Source organism: Marinobacter sp. V34, assembly GCF_055524115.1.
Map to the genome: position 1 here is coordinate 161,146 of NZ_JBUPZY010000001.1, position 18,423 is coordinate 179,568.

The 18,423-nt window shown below is 57.7% G+C and carries 16 protein-coding genes; 13 read left to right on the plus strand and 3 right to left on the minus strand.

Annotation, left to right across the window (positions count from 1 at the left end; genetic code table 11):
- The 4 genes from rlmD to AC0B60_RS00805 all read left to right on the plus strand — a co-directional run bounded on the left by rlmD (position 1) and on the right by AC0B60_RS00805 (position 4,961).
- Positions 1–1,338 carry a 23S rRNA (uracil(1939)-C(5))-methyltransferase RlmD gene (gene rlmD / locus AC0B60_RS00790; protein ID WP_465083265.1) on the plus strand — a complete coding sequence of 446 codons (1,338 nt, stop codon included), beginning with the start codon at positions 1–3 and terminating at the stop codon, positions 1,336–1,338.
- 58 nt (positions 1,339–1,396) lie between these two features.
- A complete protein-coding gene (gene relA / locus AC0B60_RS00795; RefSeq protein WP_465083267.1) occupies positions 1,397–3,634 on the plus strand; it encodes a GTP diphosphokinase in 2,238 nt (745 codons plus the stop codon).
- Entirely contained in the window at positions 3,631–4,488 is an 858-nt protein-coding gene (gene mazG / locus AC0B60_RS00800) for a nucleoside triphosphate pyrophosphohydrolase (RefSeq protein ID WP_465083269.1), read from the plus strand. Before relA ends, mazG begins: the two co-directional genes overlap by 4 nt.
- Positions 4,489–4,616: 128 nt before the next feature.
- Positions 4,617–4,961, plus strand: a complete 345-nt coding sequence (locus tag AC0B60_RS00805) for a hypothetical protein (protein ID WP_007152055.1) — start codon at positions 4,617–4,619, stop codon at positions 4,959–4,961.
- 83 nt (positions 4,962–5,044) lie between these two features.
- Here AC0B60_RS00805 and AC0B60_RS00810 read toward each other — a convergent pair whose 3' ends face one another.
- Positions 5,045–5,278: a hypothetical protein gene (locus AC0B60_RS00810; protein WP_465083271.1), complete on the minus strand. Its 234-nt coding sequence runs from the start codon at positions 5,276–5,278 to the stop codon at positions 5,045–5,047.
- Between the two features lie 103 nt (positions 5,279–5,381).
- On the opposite strand from AC0B60_RS00810, the gene ppc reads away from it, so the two are divergent.
- The 7 genes from ppc (at position 5,382) to AC0B60_RS00845 (ending at position 13,099) form a co-directional block, all read left to right on the plus strand.
- Positions 5,382–8,027 carry a phosphoenolpyruvate carboxylase gene (gene ppc / locus AC0B60_RS00815; RefSeq protein WP_465083273.1) on the plus strand — a complete coding sequence of 882 codons (2,646 nt, stop codon included), beginning with the start codon at positions 5,382–5,384 and terminating at the stop codon, positions 8,025–8,027.
- A gap of 38 nt (positions 8,028–8,065) precedes the next feature.
- The gene (locus tag AC0B60_RS00820) at positions 8,066–9,436 is read left to right on the plus strand and encodes an HDOD domain-containing protein (RefSeq protein WP_465083275.1); all 1,371 of its coding nucleotides are present in this window, start codon (positions 8,066–8,068) and stop codon (positions 9,434–9,436) included.
- Between the two features lie 218 nt (positions 9,437–9,654).
- Positions 9,655–10,308 (plus strand): adenylate kinase, encoded by a 654-nt coding sequence (adk, locus tag AC0B60_RS00825; RefSeq protein WP_036204233.1) that lies wholly within the window; start codon positions 9,655–9,657, stop codon positions 10,306–10,308.
- 4 nt (positions 10,309–10,312) lie between these two features.
- Positions 10,313–11,008 carry a tRNA (adenosine(37)-N6)-threonylcarbamoyltransferase complex dimerization subunit type 1 TsaB gene (gene tsaB, locus AC0B60_RS00830; RefSeq protein ID WP_465083277.1) on the plus strand — a complete coding sequence of 232 codons (696 nt, stop codon included), beginning with the start codon at positions 10,313–10,315 and terminating at the stop codon, positions 11,006–11,008.
- A 36-nt stretch (positions 11,009–11,044) separates the two neighbouring features.
- On the plus strand, positions 11,045–11,842 hold the full coding sequence (locus AC0B60_RS00835) for an undecaprenyl-diphosphate phosphatase (protein ID WP_465083279.1): 798 nt from the start codon (positions 11,045–11,047) through the stop codon (positions 11,840–11,842).
- An 85-nt stretch (positions 11,843–11,927) separates the two neighbouring features.
- Complete coding sequence (locus AC0B60_RS00840) at positions 11,928–12,290, plus strand: UDP pyrophosphate phosphatase (protein WP_465083281.1); 363 nt, start codon at positions 11,928–11,930, stop codon at positions 12,288–12,290.
- Positions 12,290–13,099: a class I SAM-dependent methyltransferase gene (locus tag AC0B60_RS00845; protein WP_465083283.1), complete on the plus strand. Its 810-nt coding sequence runs from the start codon at positions 12,290–12,292 to the stop codon at positions 13,097–13,099. The genes AC0B60_RS00840 and AC0B60_RS00845 overlap by 1 nt, the downstream gene beginning before the upstream one ends.
- Before the next feature lie 21 nt (positions 13,100–13,120).
- Here the strand turns inward: AC0B60_RS00845 and plsB are convergent, their stop codons facing one another.
- Positions 13,121–15,589 (minus strand): glycerol-3-phosphate 1-O-acyltransferase PlsB, encoded by a 2,469-nt coding sequence (plsB, locus tag AC0B60_RS00850; RefSeq protein ID WP_465083285.1) that lies wholly within the window; start codon positions 15,587–15,589, stop codon positions 13,121–13,123.
- A gap of 142 nt (positions 15,590–15,731) precedes the next feature.
- On the opposite strand from plsB, the gene nudC reads away from it, so the two are divergent.
- Complete coding sequence (nudC, locus tag AC0B60_RS00855) at positions 15,732–16,553, plus strand: NAD(+) diphosphatase (RefSeq protein WP_465083287.1); 822 nt, start codon at positions 15,732–15,734, stop codon at positions 16,551–16,553.
- Positions 16,550–17,401 carry a glutamate racemase gene (gene murI / locus AC0B60_RS00860; RefSeq protein ID WP_465083289.1) on the plus strand — a complete coding sequence of 284 codons (852 nt, stop codon included), beginning with the start codon at positions 16,550–16,552 and terminating at the stop codon, positions 17,399–17,401. Before nudC ends, murI begins: the two co-directional genes overlap by 4 nt.
- Here murI and AC0B60_RS00865 read toward each other — a convergent pair.
- Positions 17,379–18,386, minus strand: coding sequence for a DUF2156 domain-containing protein (locus AC0B60_RS00865; RefSeq protein ID WP_465083290.1), 1,008 nt, complete (start codon positions 18,384–18,386; stop codon positions 17,379–17,381). The genes murI and AC0B60_RS00865 overlap by 23 nt on opposite strands.
- Positions 18,387–18,423 lie beyond the last annotated feature (37 nt).

An 18,423-nucleotide genomic window follows, 5' to 3' on the forward strand; every position in this document is an offset into this window, starting at 1 on the left:
ATGAGTAGAAGACGCAGGAAGGCCCTGCCAATCGAACCAGTGCGTTGTGTGGTGGAAACCCTCAGTCACGATGGCCGGGGCATCGCCAGGGACAACGGTAAGGCACAGTTCGTCGATGGCGCCCTGCCTGGCGAGACGGTCATGGCCAAATTTATCACTACACGCAGCAAGTTCGATGAATTGCGGGCTGTGGAAGTGCTTGAAGCCGACGACGCCCGTATGACACCGCCCTGCGATTTTGCCGACCTTTGTGGTGGGTGTAGTCTCCAGCACATGAGTGGCGATGCCCAGATCCGCTTCAAGGAAGATACCTTGCGGGAACACTTTGCCCATTTTGGGGGCATAGAACCGGAAGAGTGGGTGGCGCCCATGCGTTCCCCGGCCCTGGGGTATCGTCGAAAGGCGCGGCTGGGTGTGAAATACGTGCCAGCACGGGAATCGGTGCTGGTCGGGTTCCGGGAAAAGCGCAACAGTTTCCTGACTGATATTGATCGCTGCGTAGTGTTGGATTCTCGTATCGGCGACCGCATCACTCCGCTACGTGAACTGCTCCATGGTATGGAAGCCTATCGGCGCATACCGCAGGTGGAAGTCGCCTGCGGCGACGATTCGGCGGCGATGATATTTCGCAACATGGACCCGCTGAGCGACTCCGATATGCAGTCGTTGATTGGCTTCGGCCAGGCCCATGAATTGCATATCTATCTGCAACCGAAAGGGCCGAATACCGTCCACAGAATCTGGCCTGAATCCGGCGAGGAGCGTCTGTCCTACGGGATGAAAGAATTCGACCTGACTATGAAGTTCCATCCCATGGACTTTACCCAAGTCAATGTGGACATCAATCGCAACATGGTACACCGGGCCGTTGAGTGGCTGGATATTCAGCCTGATGAGCGGGTGCTGGACCTTTTCTGCGGACTGGGGAATTTCACCCTGCCGCTGGCCCGCCGCGCCGGGCAGGTGGTTGGGGTGGAAGGTGACGACGCCATGGTGGTTCGCGGACGGGAAAATGCGGAACTCAACGGGTTATCGAATGTCGCATTCCACGGCGCTGACTTGCAGGCGGATTTCACGGCACAACCGTGGGCAGCGGAAGGGTTTGACAAAATCCTGATTGATCCGCCGCGTTCCGGAGCCCAGGAAGTGTGCGAATACCTGACGGCTTTTGGTGCGAAGCGAATTGTTTATGTCTCCTGTAACCCGGCCACACTGGCCAGGGACGCAGGGGTAATGGTGCGAAATGGCTACCGGCTGGTGAGGGCGGGCGTTATGGACATGTTCCCCCACACCACTCATGTTGAATCCATGGCGATGTTCGAGCGCGTGGATAATTGATGCCTCTCGGGACCGGTCACGGATGGCTGGATAAGCGACCAGGAAGAACAAGAGCGATATGGTAAAAGTTCGCGAAGACTATGCAGTGACGGGTGACGGCCAAGTTGATATCGAACGTTGGGTCCGTCAGATTGAGTCACAGACGCATCTTGAGAATGCTGAACAGTTCCGGCGGGCCTGTGAAATGGCCGCCGCCATTGATGTCCAGGCGGTGCGCGAAGACAGGGTTTGGGCCCCGGGTGCCAGCAGCTTCCGCACCGGTATAGAAATGGCTCAGGTATTGGTGGAACTGCACCTCGACCAGACCAGCCTGGTGGCTGCCATACTGTACCGGGCCGTGCGTGAAGAGCGCATTCCCCTGGACAAAATCCGCAAGGAATTTGGCGATGAAGTGGCCGGGCTGATCGACGGCGTTCAGCAGATGGCGGCGATATCGTCCATCCATCATCCGCTCAAGGGCAATGTGCTGGGCCAGACCGAGGGCCAGCTCGACAACGTTCGCAAGATGCTGGTCACCATGATCGATGACGTCCGGGTGGCGCTGATCAAGCTTGCAGAGCGCACCTGTGCCATTCGTGCGGTGAAAAACGCGCCTGAAGAAAAGCGCATGCGTGTGGCCCGCGAAGTGTTTGATATCTATGCGCCGCTGGCGCATCGACTGGGTATCGGTCACATCAAGTGGGAACTGGAAGATCTCTCGTTCCGCTACCTGCATGAAACCGCTTACAAAAAGATCGCCAAGCTGCTCGATGAAAAACGGCTTGACCGCGAAAGCTACATTAAGCGTGTGATCACCACCATCAGGGACGAACTGGTTGCTTCTGGAATAGAAGGTGAGCTTTCAGGGCGTGCGAAGCACATCTACAGTATCTGGCGGAAGATGCGGCGCAAGGGCATCGACTTTTCCCAGGTGTACGATGTACGGGCCGTCCGTATCCTGGTGCCGGAGGTCCGTGACTGTTACGCCGCGCTTGGTATCGTGCACACACTCTGGCGCCATATTCCCAACGAGTTCGACGATTACGTCGCCAACCCCAAGGAAAACGGATATCAGTCTCTGCATACGGCAGTCATCGGCCCTGAAGGCAAGGTGATGGAAGTGCAGATCCGTACCCAGGCCATGCATGAGGAAGCCGAGCTCGGCGTATGCGCGCACTGGCTCTACAAAGGCATGGACAAGGGCAACCGGTCTGTCGGCTATGACGCCAAGATCAACTGGCTGCGACAGGTGCTGGAATGGCAGGAAGAACTCGGCGACCTGTCCGGGCTGGCGGATCATCTCAAGTCTGATGTTGCCTCCGACCGGGTCTACGTGTTTACACCGGAAGGCCATGTGGTAGACCTCCCTCAGGGTGCGACACCGGTGGACTTCGCCTATCGCGTGCACACGGAAATCGGCCATGCCTGTCGCGGGGCCAAGGTTAATAGCCGCATTGTACCGCTGACCTACCCGCTGAAGACCGGTGACCAGATATCCATTCTCACGTCCAATAACCAGGCGCCCAGCCGTGACTGGCTTAACCCTAGCCTGGGGTATATCCAGACTTCCCGTGCCCGGGCCAAGGTTACCCACTGGTTCAAACAGCAGGACCGCGATCGCAACATTGTCGATGGTCGGGCCATTCTGGAAGACGAATTCAAGCGCCTGTCACTGTACGAGGTGGACCTCAACGACCTGGCTCGTAAAGTGAACTACCAGGCCGCCGAGGACATGTTTGCTGCAGTGGGGGCTGGCGATCTCCGCCCCACCCACGTGGCCAACGTCGCCCAGCAGATGCTGGAGCCGAAATCCGAGCAGTTGGACCTCAAGCTCAGCACCCAGAGGCGCAAGCCCTACGACACCGAGTCGGATATCCAGATTCTGGGCGTTGGCAAACTCAAAACCCAGGTGGCGAAATGCTGCAAACCCCTGCCGGGTGACCCGATCGGCGGCTATATCACCGTCGGTCGTGGTGTCACCGTGCATCGGCAGGACTGCATTACCTTCCTGAATCTGAAGGAGTTCGAGCCCAATCGGATTATCGAGGTGAGTTGGGGCGGTCAGCCTGTGGCCGTGTATCCCGTTGATGTCGAAATTGAAGCCTACGACCGCTCCGGCTTGTTGCGGGATATCACCCAGGTGCTGTCGTCTTCCAAAAGTGACGTTCTGGCACTCAATACCCTGTCCAACAAGGATGAGAACACCGCCACGATGACCGTGACCCTGGAAATTTCCAGCCTTGATCAGTTGGCCAAGTTGCTCGCCCAGATTCGCAATCTCCCCAACATCATTAATGTCAGGCGAAAGCGATCATGAGCTATTCCATTGATGATCTCAAAACGTTGATGGCGCGACTGCGGGACCCCGAGTCAGGATGCCCGTGGGATACCCGGCAGAGTTACAAGACCATCGTGCCCCACACCATTGAAGAGGCCTACGAGGTTGCGGATGCCATCGACCGTGAAGACTACCCGCATCTGGAAGACGAACTGGGTGACCTGCTGTTCCAGGTGATCTTCTACAGCCAGATGGGGAAGGAAGATAACCACTTCGACTTCGACTCGGTGGTTGATAACCTCGTACGCAAGCTGGTCCGGCGACATCCCCACGTGTTTCCGGAAGGCACCCTGGAGAGCCGGATCGATCCGGACAACCGGCCCAGCGAGGCTGACATCAAGGCAAGTTGGGAACGTATCAAGGCAGAGGAGCGGGCAGCGAAGCCGAAGACCTCTGCGGAGGCAGAGCCATCAAGCAGGCTCGACGGAATAGCCCGAACACTCCCCGCCATGGTGCGTGCTGAGAAACTTCAGCGCAGGGCTGCTAATCACGGCTTTGACTGGCCAGAGGTTGAACCGGTCTTCGAGAAACTTCATGAAGAGATCGATGAGCTAAAGAAAGCCTGGTATGACGCATGCTCCGGCGATGGTCCGGCGGAGGCGGTGGAGGATGAGCTGGGTGACCTGTTATTTGTGTGCGTTAACCTGGCACGTTTTATGAAGGTTAATCCTGAGCAGGCCCTCAATAGCACCAATCACAAGTTTGAGGCACGATTCCGTGCTATTGAGGAGTACCTTAAACGCGAAGGCCGTGATTTTGACGGCGAATCGCTGGAGGCATTGGATGCCGTCTGGCAGGCTGTCAAAGGGGTTGAGAAGACTCGTAAAGCGTAACGGATAAGTACAATCCGTTACCAAGTTTTCCGCACCTGGTGCGGTCGCTTCGTCTACACTTCCGGTTAAGGGCGCACACATTTCGTGCACTCTGTGGGCCACCAAGAAGATGCAGGAGTGAAGGCACCATGAAAATCAAAGATCTGGTCAACTACTGGGACAAGCACGCACGTGGTCGGCTGACCCGTGATGCGTATTTTGCCGACCTCTCTGACCAGCATCACAAGCGACTGGAAAAACTGGCCGCATTGTATCCGATGAAGTCTTCCCAAGACCTGATGCGGGACCTGATTTCCGCTGCCCTGGATGAACTGGAAACCAGCTTTCCGTACGTTCAGGGGTCAAAGGTTGTTGCGTTCGATGAAGACGGCTTCGAAATCTATGAGGATCAGGGGATGACCCCGCGCTTCATCAGTCTCAGCCAGAAGCATATCCAGCGGCTGAAGGCGCGCCAGCTCGAATCGGTTGCCTGATCAGGCTAACGCCTGAGTGATCACGACGACCCTGCGATACCCGACGGGGTGGCTTCGCCACCCCGCAAAGAAGTGCCCTCGCTTTATTTGTCCTTGCTTTCCAGCTTGTCCTTCAACGGGCTCAGCCTGACCAAGTCGTCCAACGCGGCGCCAATCATGTCATTCAGTATGTCACTCTCTGAACGGTCCGGGTAAAGCTCGGCCAATGCCGCTATGCGTGCTGCGTCTTCCAGTGGCAAGCGGAGATTGTAGTCGTGGCTCCGCTCAACGGACTCTTTCTTGCTTTCCCAATGCTTGGGCAGATCAGTTACTTTCATGAATACTCCTTGCGGCCACAGGCTTTAATCGTTAGAAAGACTTTATGGGAGTAAACAGTATCGTTAGTTTACTTCGCCTCCGTCAATTTAAAAGGACGTCAATGTGACCGAGCTACACCCAGACCTTCGAGAAAATGTTCGCATGTTGGGTGAGTTGCTGGGCCAAAGCATCCAGCGCCACCCGGGACAGGACTGTTACGAGTTGATAGAAGAAGTGCGGGCGGCCGCCAAGGCTGACCGTCGTCAGGAAAGTGGATCGGGGCAGCGCCTCGTCAATCTGCTGGGCAAACTTCGTGATGACGAGTTACTGCCGGTAACCCGCGCCTTTAACCAGTTCCTGAACCTGGCCAACCTTGCGGAACAATATCACGGTATCCGCCGCAAGCGGGGCCACCAGTCGGACCTGATGGTGGAATCCCTCGAAGAAGTGTTTGGCCGCCTCAAAGACGGTGGCGTCAGTGCCGAAGAATTGCACAGGCGAGTTGCCGACCTTCGCATTGAGTACGTTCTGACAGCGCATCCCACGGAAGTGGCCCGCCGCACACTGATCATGAAGTATGACGAAATGTCCGATTGCCTGGCCCGCCTGGACCATGAGGACCTGTTGCCCGCGGAGCGTGATGAAATTGTCGGACGCCTGTCGCAACTGGTGACCGAAGCCTGGCACACGGACGAAATTCGGCATGAGCGCCCGACGGCGGTTGACGAAGCCAAGTGGGGGTTTGCCGTTATCGAAAACAGCCTGTGGCAGGCATTGCCGCGTTTTCTGAGAAGCCTCGATCTGTCGCTTTCAGATGCCACGGGGAATGGCCTGCCGTTGGACGCGTCGCCCATTCGAATCGCCTCCTGGATGGGCGGTGATCGCGATGGTAACCCCAATGTGACCCATAAAGTGACCCGCAAGGTGTTCCTGCTGGGCCGCTGGATGGCGGCCGACCTGTACCTGCGAGATATCCAGTCCCTGCGTGCGGAATTGTCCATGTGGCAGGCCAGTGACGAGCTGCAGGACATCGCCGGTGATACCCGGGAACCCTATCGCCAAGTGCTGGCCGGGCTGAGGGAAAAACTGATCAAAACCCGAGACTGGGCGGAAGCCAGCGTTGCCGGCGAGCCAGCCGACGCCTCAGGCATTCTGTTTGCCAACGAGGACTTCACGGGTCCATTGGAGCTTTGTTATCGGTCCCTGGTGGACTGCGGGCTGGAATCCATTGCTAATGGCCCACTGCTGGACACCATTCGCCGCGCTCACACCTTTGGTTTGCCTCTGATTCGCCTGGACATCCGCCAGGAGTCGACCCGTCATGCCGAGGCGGTTGCGGAAATGGTGGATTACCTGGGGCTTGGCGATTACCTGTCCTGGTCCGAACAGGAGCGCCAGGACTTCCTGGTGCGCGAACTCAAGGGGCGCCGACCACTCATCCCCAGGCACTGGAAGCCCTCAGAGGAAGTCGCCGAGGTGCTGGCCACCTGCGAAGTGGTGGCAGAGCAGACGCCAGAAGCACTGGGATCTTATGTCATCTCCATGGCAAGCAAACCGTCGGACGTGCTGAACGTGATTTTGCTGCTACGTGAAGCGGGAATGGAAAACCCGATGCGGGTGGTTCCCCTCTTTGAGACCCTGGACGACCTGCGCGGCGCCCCTGACAGCATGGCGGCGCTCTATAGCGTGGACTGGTACCGGGATTATTGCGAAGGCCGGCAGGAAGTCATGATTGGCTATTCCGATTCCTCCAAAGACGCTGGCCAGATGATGGCCGCCTGGGCTCAGTATCAGGCCCAGGAAAAACTCACCGAGGTAGCCAACCAGTATGGCGTGCACCTCACGTTGTTCCATGGCCGCGGTGGCACCGTTGGCCGTGGCGGCGGCCCGGCCAACCGCGCAATTCTGTCCCAACCGCCTGGTTCGGTGAACGGCAGTTTCCGGATCACCGAGCAGGGTGAAATGATCCGCTTCAAGTTTGGTCTCCCCCGCCTGGCGGAACAGAGCCTTACGCTGTACACCACTGCCGTGATCGAAGCTACCCTGGCACCACCGCGAGGGCCAGAACCGGAATGGCGGGAGGCTATGGACTGGCTCACCGAACGTTCTCTCAAAGCCTACCGTGATGTGGTCCGGGATAATCCGGATTTTGTTCCTTATTTCCGCCAGGTCACCCCGGAACAGGCGCTGGGCAAGCTGGCCCTCGGTAGCCGCCCGGCACGACGCAAACCCGGCGGAGGCGTGGAAAGCCTGCGGGCTATTCCCTGGATCTTCGCGTGGACCCAGATGCGGATGATGCTGCCCAGTTGGCTGGGCAGCGACGTCGCCCTGGAAGAGGCATTCCACAACGACCGCGTGCCGGTGTTGAGGGAAATGATGCAGCAATGGCCGTTCTTCAAAACCTACGTGGATATGCTGGAAATGGTACTGGCAAAATCTGACCTGCGAATTGCCAGCTACTACGAAAAGACGTTGGTCGATGATCCGAAACTGCTTGAGTTGGGGAAGAACCTGCGTGAGCGCCTGCAGGGCTGCGTCCGTCATTTACTGGAATTGAAGCAGCAGGACACGTTGCTGGAACAGGAACCTGTGTTTGCCCATTCCATGCGTGTACGTAATCCGTATACTGATCCGCTACACTATTTACAGGCGGAACTGCTCAAGCGTGACCGTGAGGGCGAGGGGAAGGGCGAAGTGCCCGAGATGGTGGAGCGCGCACTCAAAGTCACCATGGCCGGTATTGCGGCCGGAATGCGGAACACTGGCTAAAGCAGGTTCAGCGAACCATAGAAAACAGGAGTAACGCCGTGGCGTTAGCGGCAAGACTGGAACGCTTTTTAACCGGCAAGGGAATTGCCTATCGAGAACTTGAGATTGATCAGGTGCTTAGCTTTGATGCCGCGGTTATGGCGTCCGGGCGGCCTCAGGATGAGTTTATCCGGGCAACGCCCCTGATCGATATCAATGGCGTCGTCATGGCCGTTCACGGTTACAACACCAGTCTGGATATGGACCTGGTACACAAGCAGACCGGCCGACGTCTGCAGCCGTTAACGGCCCGCCAGTCCGCCCGGCTGTTTGCCGACTGTGATCCGGGCTTCCAGCCACCGGTTGGGGCCGCCTACGATCTGCCGGTGCTCGTCGATGAGGGTATCCTGGGATATCCCCGTGCCTTCATGTGCTGCGGAACCGACAACACGCTCCTCGAGCTGGACCGTACCTCTCTGGCAAGGGCTCTGGCAGACGCCACTCAGGGCCACCTGGCCATTCGCGGGCAAAACAACGACGAGCGCGATGCCCTGACGCTGGAAGAGGTGGCCGACAAGTTGCAGAAGCTCTACCGCTTGCCGCCCATGCCGGCGTTGGCGCTGCGCATTCTCCGTTTGACGGCGAATTCTGAGGCGACCGCTCGCGAGCTGGGAGAGTTGATTGAGTTTGATCCCAGCCTTACCGCACAGATCATGCGCTATGCCCGTTCTGCCCTGTTTAACTATCCCGGTCAGATCAACTCGGTACAGGAAGCGGTGACTCGGGTTCTTGGGTTCGATCGAGTGGCCCATATTGCGCTGGGTATCGCATCGGTGCGTGCTTTCGAAGTGCCCCGCCAGGGCATGTTGGGGATGGACCAGTTCTGGCGCCACTCCCTGTATAACGCGTTTGTTTGCCAGCGCTTGGCGCCAAAGTGTCATTCCGACAAAGGCCTGGCGTATCTGTGTGGCCTGCTGCACAACTTCGGCCTACTGCTGATCGGCCACCTGTTTCCCCAGGAGTTCGACGAGCTGAATTCGTTGCGTGAAGCCAATCCCGACGCCAGTATGCACTCACTGGAACAGCAGGTGTTTGGCGCGAGCAATGACCAACAGATGCTTGCGGTCGGCCACGGCGCTATTGGCGGTATCCTCCACCGGCTTTGGGAACTGCCTGGCCCGGTGGTCAAGGCTGCAGGAATGCACCAGCAGGATGGCTATCATGGCGAGCATGAACAGTATGTGCTTATGGTCCAGTTGGCCAACGCGCTGTTGAAAGAAAGGGGGATTGGCGATGAATTGAACCCCGATGATGTCGACTCCCTTGCGTCGTCCCTCGGGCTTTCGGAGGGGGAAGTCGCCCGCCTGAACGAGGAGATTGACAGCGTTTCTGGGGAGCTGGACGCGCTGGCGTTATCCCTGTCATCCTGACCACAGAGCACTATCAACATACAGCCCGCAACTCACAGCTCGATGTAACCTTTTGGTGCATGCTACGGAGGTCCACTTTCTATGAGGGGGCTGAGTTCGTATAATGCGCCTTCCTTGGCAGGGGCTGCGGGCTCGTTGCTGCCGAGAAGCTGTCGCAAAGCCGCCGGGTTTTGCAACAGCTTTTCAAATGATAATGACTACAACGGGAGCACAGCGTTATGAGAATCATCATGTTAGGCGCGCCGGGCGCAGGCAAGGGTACGCAGGCCCAGTTCATCACCGAGCGGTTCGAAATTCCACAGATTTCGACTGGCGACATGCTTCGCGCAGCGGTGAAAGCCGAGTCTGATCTTGGCAAACAGGTCAAGGAAGTGATGGCTTCTGGCGGCCTGGTGTCTGATGACATTATCATTGCGCTCATCGAAGAGCGGGTTAAGCAGCCTGACTGTAAGAACGGTTTTCTGCTCGACGGTTTCCCCCGCACTATTCCCCAGGCTGAGGCCCTGAAAGATCAGGGCATTGTGATTGACTACGTGGTGGAGATAGCCGTTGATGACGAGGAAATCGTAAGCCGCCTGTCAGGTCGCCGCGTGCACGAGGGTAGTGGTCGCATCTATCACGTGAAGTACGATCCGCCCAAAACCGAAGGTAAAGACGACGAGACCGGCGATGCCCTCATCCAGCGCGAGGATGACAAGGAAGAAACCGTCCGCAAACGCCTGAAGATCTATCACGAGCAAACCGCGCCACTGGTCGGTTACTACCAGGACTGGGCGAAAGAAGCCCCTGCGGCTGCTCCGAAATATGTGCGCGTGAAAGGCGTCGGCAGCCTGGATGACATTCGCGACCAGATCCTTACCCAACTGAAGTAACTCTGTGAAATTACTGGCACTGGATACCTCATCAGAGGGCTGCTCGGCAGCCTTGCTGGTGGATGACAGTTTGGTGGAGCGGTTCGACCTGGCTCCCCGGGGACACACCCGCCTGTTGATGCCGATGATCCGCGAGCTTCTCGCCGAGAGGGAACTGGTGCCAGCGGACCTGGATGCGCTTGCATTTGCCTGCGGTCCGGGCTCGTTCACGGGCCTTCGCATTGCCACGGGGGTTGTCCAGGGTCTGGCCTACGGTCTCGGAATCCCCGTTATTCCGGTTTCGTCCCTGGCAGCCGTTGCCGAGGACGCGATACACCACTGGCAAATGCTGGACGGCGACGCAGTTGCTGTCGCCTTCGATGCCCGCATGGGCGAAGTCTATTGGGCCTGCTATATATGCCGCGATGGACGACCGGAGTTAATGGGTGACGAGCAGGTATGCTCTCCCGCGTCTGTTGCTCTGGCTGATGGCGCAGCCCGGTGGTTTGGGGTCGGGCAGGGCTGGAACCTGAAAGAAAACTTCCCGGACGGTATGGCCGCAACCATGGAACGCATCGACGAGACTCTGGTACCCAGGGCCTCCAGGGTAGCGGAAATCGCTGTCCGTGCCTTTCGAGCGGGCGCGGGTGTGCCGGCCGAACAGGCGCAACCAGTTTACATTCGTGATGAAGTGGCCTGGAAAAAACTGCCAGGCCGGTAACAACAACCTCACTGCTACCACCCGGAATCACTGCCCATGGAACTGTGGCACATTATTGTATTGGCCGTTATACAGGGGCTGACAGAATTTCTGCCGATCAGCAGTTCGGCCCATCTAATTCTCCCTTCACAGGTATTTGGCTGGCCGGATCAGGGCCTTGCCTTCGATGTCGCCGTTCATGTGGGGACGTTGGCGGCGGTGGTCTGGTATTTTCGCTCGGAAGTGTGCCGTCTCACCGTTGCCTGGGCTGGCGATACGGTACGGGGGCGCATTGGGCAGGACAGTGGTCTTGCCTGGGCGGTTATTGCCGGTACGGTTCCGGCCGGGCTGGCTGGCCTCCTGCTAAATGATTTCATTGAAACCTCACTGCGTTCCGGGCTGGTGATTGCGGCTTCGACCATTGGTTTTGGTCTGGTGCTGTGGTGGTCAGACGCAGTGGGGCGTCGCAATCGCGACCTTCCGGCATTGACCATGAAGGATGCGTTGATCATTGGCGTAGCCCAGGCGCTGGCGCTGATTCCGGGCACCTCCCGATCCGGTATTACCATCACGGCGGCTTTGTTTCTCGGGTTTGGCCGAGAGGCCGCCGCCCGATTCTCGTTCCTGTTGTCGATCCCGCTGATTCTCGCAGCCGGTCTGCTGAAAACCCTGGAGCTGGTAGAGCAGGGCGGGGCAACCGACTGGGCGGCCATTACCCTGGGTGCTGCGCTGTCATTTGTCAGTGCCGTGGTCTGTATCCACCTGTTCCTCAAGTTTCTTGAGCAACTTGGCCTGATGCCGTTCGTTATATACCGCCTGGTACTCGGCCTGCTGTTGCTTGTTATGCTTTGGTAGGGCAAAAATTGAACAGCCTGCTTTAAAATTGTTCCGGGATCTTCCATAATCCAGTACCTGTGGTCTTTTTAACCGGTGTGCCCGAATGATTGGTGGTGTTAACCCAAACAGCAGTCTTCCTTTCCAGTCCGGCAATAGTAGTCCGGTCCGTGAGCGCAGTGACGTCGCCCGTGCGCCTGCGTCGGCACCGGATAACGACAGTCAGGCAGTCCGCCGAGATCTCACCGACGCAAGATCCCCCAACGCCGAACAACGGCCGGTTCCTTCCGCCGAGTCGCTTGAGCGCCGGGTCGAAGCGCGTCAGGCTGCTGAAGATGTGCGCCTGGAGCGTTTTCGTGCCGATGAAGTCTCGCTGAGCACGTCCAGGGCCCTGTCCACGTTTGCTGATGTCGCCGCTGGGGGCGATGTCGCGGATGCGGGGCTCTCAGGCATTGATATCCTGGTTTGATGCCTCCCGGAAACAACCTGTCCCATCTCGCGGTCGGCTGTAGCCCCCTCGGCGATCTCCATGCCGCACGTTCCCTTGCTGAAGCATTGTCCCTGCCCTTCTTGGGTAAGGTTCGTCCGCGGGACATTGGTGATCATCCGGTGTTGCTGTTCCTGGACGAAAATGGCCTTGGCCTGCAGGTGACGGGCAAGGGCGCTCCAGGTCCGGTCAGGGCGGAGTTCGTAACCGGCAAGGCGGGATATCGGAGAGAGCACGGCGGTGGAACTGGCCAGTTGATCGCCAAGGCCGTTGGTCTGAAGAAAACCCGCCAGCCCCTGCATATTCTTGATGCAACTGCGGGCCTTGGCCAGGATGCGTTTGTATTAGCCTCCCTGGGCTGCAGCCTAACCCTTTTCGAACGATCGCCGGTCATCCATGCGTTGCTCAGTGATGGTCTTTCCCGCGCGGCGCTGAACGAGCAAAGTGCACCCATTGCGAACCGGATGGCTTTGCAGCCTGGTAACAGTATTGAGTGGTTGGCGCGGGCGGACGCGGGAGCAGCGGACGTGATCTATCTGGACCCGATGTTTCCCCATCGCGACAAATCGGCCCTGGTCAAGAAAGAAATGCAGGTGTTCCGTACTGTGGTGGGAGATGACGATGACTCACCGACGCTGCTGGAAGCCGCGTTGTCGGTGGCAACCTATCGGGTCGTCGTTAAACGCCCACGCAAGGCGGAGCCGGTTAGCGGCCCCGAACCCACCACCCGAATCGAAGGCAAGAGCAGCCGGTATGACATCTACTCCATCAAGGCGTTTCCCGCCGGATAGGTGATCGGGCGTGGGGCGTTCTCAGGCCCCGAGCATGGTCACCTGCTGGATGGCCTGGCGTTTTTCCACACTTAGTACCAAACGTGCGTCTTCTGCTACCTCATCCAGGCCGTCGGTGTAGCACAGCAGTCCGTCGTCGTCGGTGGTAATAACGCCATTGTGCTGCATGTTGGCGATGAAGTTACGGAACAGGGTCTTGTCGAAAAACTCCGGGGCATTGAGGCCGAACAGGATGGACATACGCTCTGCCAGAAGCGTGCTTTGCTCCTCCAGTTCGCCAGCGGTAATCTTGCCCGAACCGTATTTGCGCAGGATACCGATGGCAATGTGATAGCGCTCAAGGGTCTGGATAATGAATCGTGACAGCACCCGCAAGCGCAGCATGGCATCCGTGCCTTCCTCAGGGCGGCTGATCCTGTTGTCCTCTTCTTCGAACAGCAACCCTTTCGCCAACAGAACGTCGATCCATTGGTTGATGACCCCGTCGATGTCCTCGGTATCGTATTTGAGGAAAAGCTCGGACTTCAGATAGGGATACGCCACGCTGGCCAAAAACTCAATCTTGTCCCGACGCAGGGAATTCTTGTTCTCGAACAGGCTTGCGATCAGAGAAGGCAGGGCAAACAGATGCTGGATATTGTTGCGATAATAGGTCATCAGAATCGCGTTGCTGCCTTCCAGCGCGATGATGTCGCCCAGTTTCTGGGGCTGACGCGTGATCAGGCCCATGTTTTCGCAGTAGTCGACCCAATCTTTGCCGCTGCCTTCGGGTAGCGTGATGGTGTCGGCGTAGGGAAAGGCTTTCAGCAGGTCGGCATACTGGTCCATCAGGCGGATCAACTGGCCTTCATCCATAGCCAGGCGATCGGTGCCTAACAGGACCGTCGCGGTCATGCCAATGGGATTGACGGCTACGGATGCGTTAATGCTGGACGCAACACGATTGGACAATTCGGATACAGCTTGGTTGAGCCATTTTGGCCGGTACTCGGAATCGTAGGCTTCTTCCCGCCAGCTTGGTTCGACCTCGTTCAACACATCCGCAAGAGGAATGGCTTCACCGAAGTTTACAGCGACCTGGCCAAACGAGTTGCTCAACTTGCGAACCGTCTTGGCAATCGCGAACACGCTCTCTTTCTGTTTTTTCTTGCCCCTTAGTTCACCGAGGTAAGAGCGGCCTTCCATCACCTTCTCGTAACCAATGTATACCGGGACGAACACAATGGGTTTGCGGTGGTCCCGCAGGAAGCTGCGGACGGTCATGGACAGCATGCCTGGACGAGGCTGGAGCATGCGGCCGGTGCGGCTGCGCCCGCCCTCGACGAAGTATTCAACGGAATAGCCGCGGGAGAACATCACATGCATGTACTCGTTGAATACCGTGGCGTACAGCGGGTTGTCACGAAAGCTACGACGCATGAAGAAGGCACCGCCGCGTCGCAGGATGGGGCCAACAATGGGCATGTTCAGGTTGATGCCCGCAGCAATGTGTGGGGGCATCAGCCCGTTTTTATAGAGCACGTAGGACAGCAGAAGGTAATCAATATGGGAGCGATGGCAGGGCACATACACCACGGCATTGTCCTGGGCTTCTTCCTTGGCAACGCGGATGTTGTTGATGGCGATGCCGTTGTAGATGCGGTTCCACAGCCATGACAGCACCACTTCCAGGAAGCGTATGGTCACGATGGACATGCTGGCGGCAATCTCGTCCGCGTACTTGTAGGCCTTGGCGCGAACCTTTTCGGGGGGGATATCATCCTTGCGGGCCGTTTCCCGGATGGCTTCCTTGACCGCCTGGGTTCGCACCAGTCCTCCCACCAATGTGCGGCGATGAGACAGGTCTGGGCCGAGCACGGCTTGGCGTACCCGGCGGAAATGGGTGCGGAGAATGCGGGCCAGCTTGCGGTTGGCGCGTTCCTCGCTATGGCGGTATTCATCAATCACCTGTTTCAGGGACAGGGGCTGATTGAACTGCACGTAGGTGCTGCGCCCATGCACCATGATGATCAGGAATTTCTGCAAACGCCCAGCCACGGACCAGGTGTCGGACAGCAGCAGTTTGACCAGCGATTTTTCCTTGTCCGGGGAGCGGCCCCAGAACAGTGATACGGGGATGATCTGGACATCCTGCTCAGGGTGTTCCAGACCATGGCGAACCAGCGCGCGGAACTCACTGGTGGGTACCGGCGTCTGGCGACGACGGAATAGGCCGCCAATCCGACGGTAGAGGAAAAAGAAAGAGTGATTCGGCCCGTTCTTGACTGGCAGGGACGACTCGGCACCGGGTAGGCCGGCTCTCAGCACCTCCTGTTCCAGTACCAGCCGGCTGGACAGCGAGCTGTACTGCAGTACGTAGCAAACCGGTTTTTCCGGGTCTACTCCCAGGGCTTCCACGCTGTTGCCGCTCACATCTGTCCGGACCCACAAAAACAGGATTTTGCGAAAAAGGGTCAGGATCAGGCTGCGAAGGCCCAGGAAAAAACGCATAAATGGTCGCTCCGGTTCACAAAACAGGCGGTAAGTTTACTTGGTTGCGTGCAGTGCGGAAAGCCATGCGGTCGTTCTGTTGTGTTGTGCCGCTGTGATACATTTCCAGCTCTACCCACATAATAGCTTCTGGACACGGATTATGGCGTTATGGACTCCCGGCTGGTCTTCGAAAGGGCCCGACGATGACGATCTTGTGCTGACCATCGACGGTGATGCGGTGCTCAAGCCCGACATTGGCTGGCTGAAACCCTGGCGGATGGTTGTCTCTAACACGCCTGGTGATACCGGGCCGGTTTATGTTGGCCAGATGGACGGCAAGCCCGTTTATGTGGCGGAAGCCGACGCGGCCAGCCTGGCCGGATCTACAGAACGGGTGCCGCTTCGGGAAGCGCTGTTGATGATGGAGGATGCACCCGCGGAAATGCTGGGTACGGCATTCCAGGTGCATCAATGGTGGCGGGACCATCGCTTCTGCGGCCGCTGTGGTGAATTAACGGCGCAGCACCCGTTGGAGAGGGCCAAGTGGTGCGAGCCCTGCGGTATTCCCTGGTATCCCAGGCTGGCTCCCTGCGTGATCGTGGTCATCCGCCGTGGTGAGCGAATGTTGCTCGCGCGTTCATCGCGGACGAAGCGCCACTATTTCAGTCTGATTGCGGGCTTTGTGGAGCCGGGCGAAAACGTTGAAGAGGCGGTTGCCCGGGAAGTGAAAGAGGAAACCGGCCTTGATGTCAGTGGGGTTCGATACCACTCATCTCAGCCATGGCCGTTTCCCCATCAGTTGATGCTGGGCTTCTTTGCGGACTACGCTGGTGGCGAATTGGTGCTGCAGGAAGACGAAATTGCGGAAGCGGACTGGTTTCTGCCGAGCGATATGCCACCTGTACCGCCAGTGACAACCATATCCGGCAGCCTGATCCAGGCAATGGCGAGGGAAATCGAAGGGCAGGGGGCACCGTCGTGACCGTGCCAAGAGTGCTGGTCTTTGATTCAGGGGTTGGTGGGTTGAGCGTTGCTGCCTGTATCCACCGACAATTGCCAGGGGTGAGGTTAGTGTACCTGGCTGATAATGCAGGCTTTCCCTACGGCGACCAGCCAGAATCGGTGGTGATTGAACGCAGCCAGACTCTAATCCGGCTGGCGCTGTCGGAATTTCCCTGTGATGTGATTGTAGTGGCCTGCAACACCGCGAGCACAGTGGTGTTGCCGCATCTGAGGGCCATGACACCGATACCGGTGATCGGAGTGGTGCCGGCGGTAAAGCCTGCGGCGGCGGTGTCTGAAAATCGCCGTATCGGCGTGCTGGCTACTCCCGCAACCGTCCGTCGGCCCTACCTTGCCGACCTGATTGACGAGTTTGCCAGCGATTGCACGGTGGAACGGTTGGGACATCCAGACTTGGTTCAATGGATTGAAAATCTGGTATCCGGTTCGCCAGTCCCCGAACAGGCATTGTCCGCGGCATTGCAGCCGTTCCGGAGCGTGAATGTGGACACCGTGGTTCTGGGCTGCACTCACTATCCGTTGATAAAAGATCTGTTACAGCGACAGTTGCCGGCCGTAAAGCATTGGGTGGATTCCGGCGAGGCGATCGCCCGCCGGGCGACCTGGTTGTTCGAGCAGCAGGGACTGGGAGTGGAGAGTCTTATGGCCCTCAATAACGATGGAAGTGTGGTTGATGCCGCCCTGTTTTCCGGGGACATCCCTCGGGGTATTGGGGCGTTCCTGGATGGGCTCGGCCTGGCCACCAATGACCTCCGTGGTAACTGGTCCTCGTCGGCAGCCGGTGTTATAGCAAGCGGGTCAGCTTGAACATAGCCAGGAATTCCAACGCCGGCAAAGAGCGGCGGTGGCAACAGTAGGTTTTGAAGTTGTCGCCACGAAACCGTGACTTGGTAAACTCCAGCCCCTTGAAGTTATAGAGGAAATTCCCCTTCTCATACAGGCCATGCATGATGCGTTTGAGCAACCGGCTCTCCTGGTGCTCGGTGGCCGGGTCCAGTGATAGCGGAATCAAACCCAGGTCCAGGTAGGGCACGCCTTCGGCCTTGAACACATCCATGGCATGGGCCATCAGGGTGTAGAAAATACCCTGGCGGAAATCTGCGTTAGCCCTCGATATGTTAGGCACGTAACTGATGATTTCGTTATTGCGGTAGATAGGGTCGAAGTAGATAAAGCCCACCGCCTTGTCATCCTGGTAGGCGTAGAAATGGCGTTCGTTCTCCCGGTACTCCATCTCCATGGGGCGTATCAGGAAACGAATCTCCTTGCTCTTACATTTACGGGTGCGGATCCAGGCATCAGAGATTTCGCGGGTGTGGTCATCACTGAAGCGTTCCCTCACGGAGATGCCGTTTTTCTCTGCCTGGTTGAGGGCCGTGCGCAGGATCTGTTTTTTCTTTCCGCTGAGCGACCAGTTTTTCAGGTTTATACGGGATTCACTGCCAAACTGGGTGCCAAACAGGCCGAAGCGGCGGTAGAGGTAGTCCACGACAGGTTTGGAAACCTGGATATAGCAGGCGGCAGGGAAGCGCTGGTGAAATTGCTCCAGAATCACCTCAAAGTGTTCCGGGGCAGTGACCGGGTCGGAGAGCACAAAAGTACCTCCCCATTTGCGCATATACGCCAGGTAGCCAACGCCGGGCACATCGAAATACTGCATTCCGGGTTGTAGCGTTGAGAACGACTGTGAATGGGTGCCGTACTTCTTGAGGTAACTGATGCGCTCTGGAAAGGTGAACGCACCTTCGTCCAGCGAGCGGATGCCATCTAGTGAAAGGATCTGGTCTGACATTGTGAAACTCCCCCGTTTATTGTTGTAAATCCGGCGT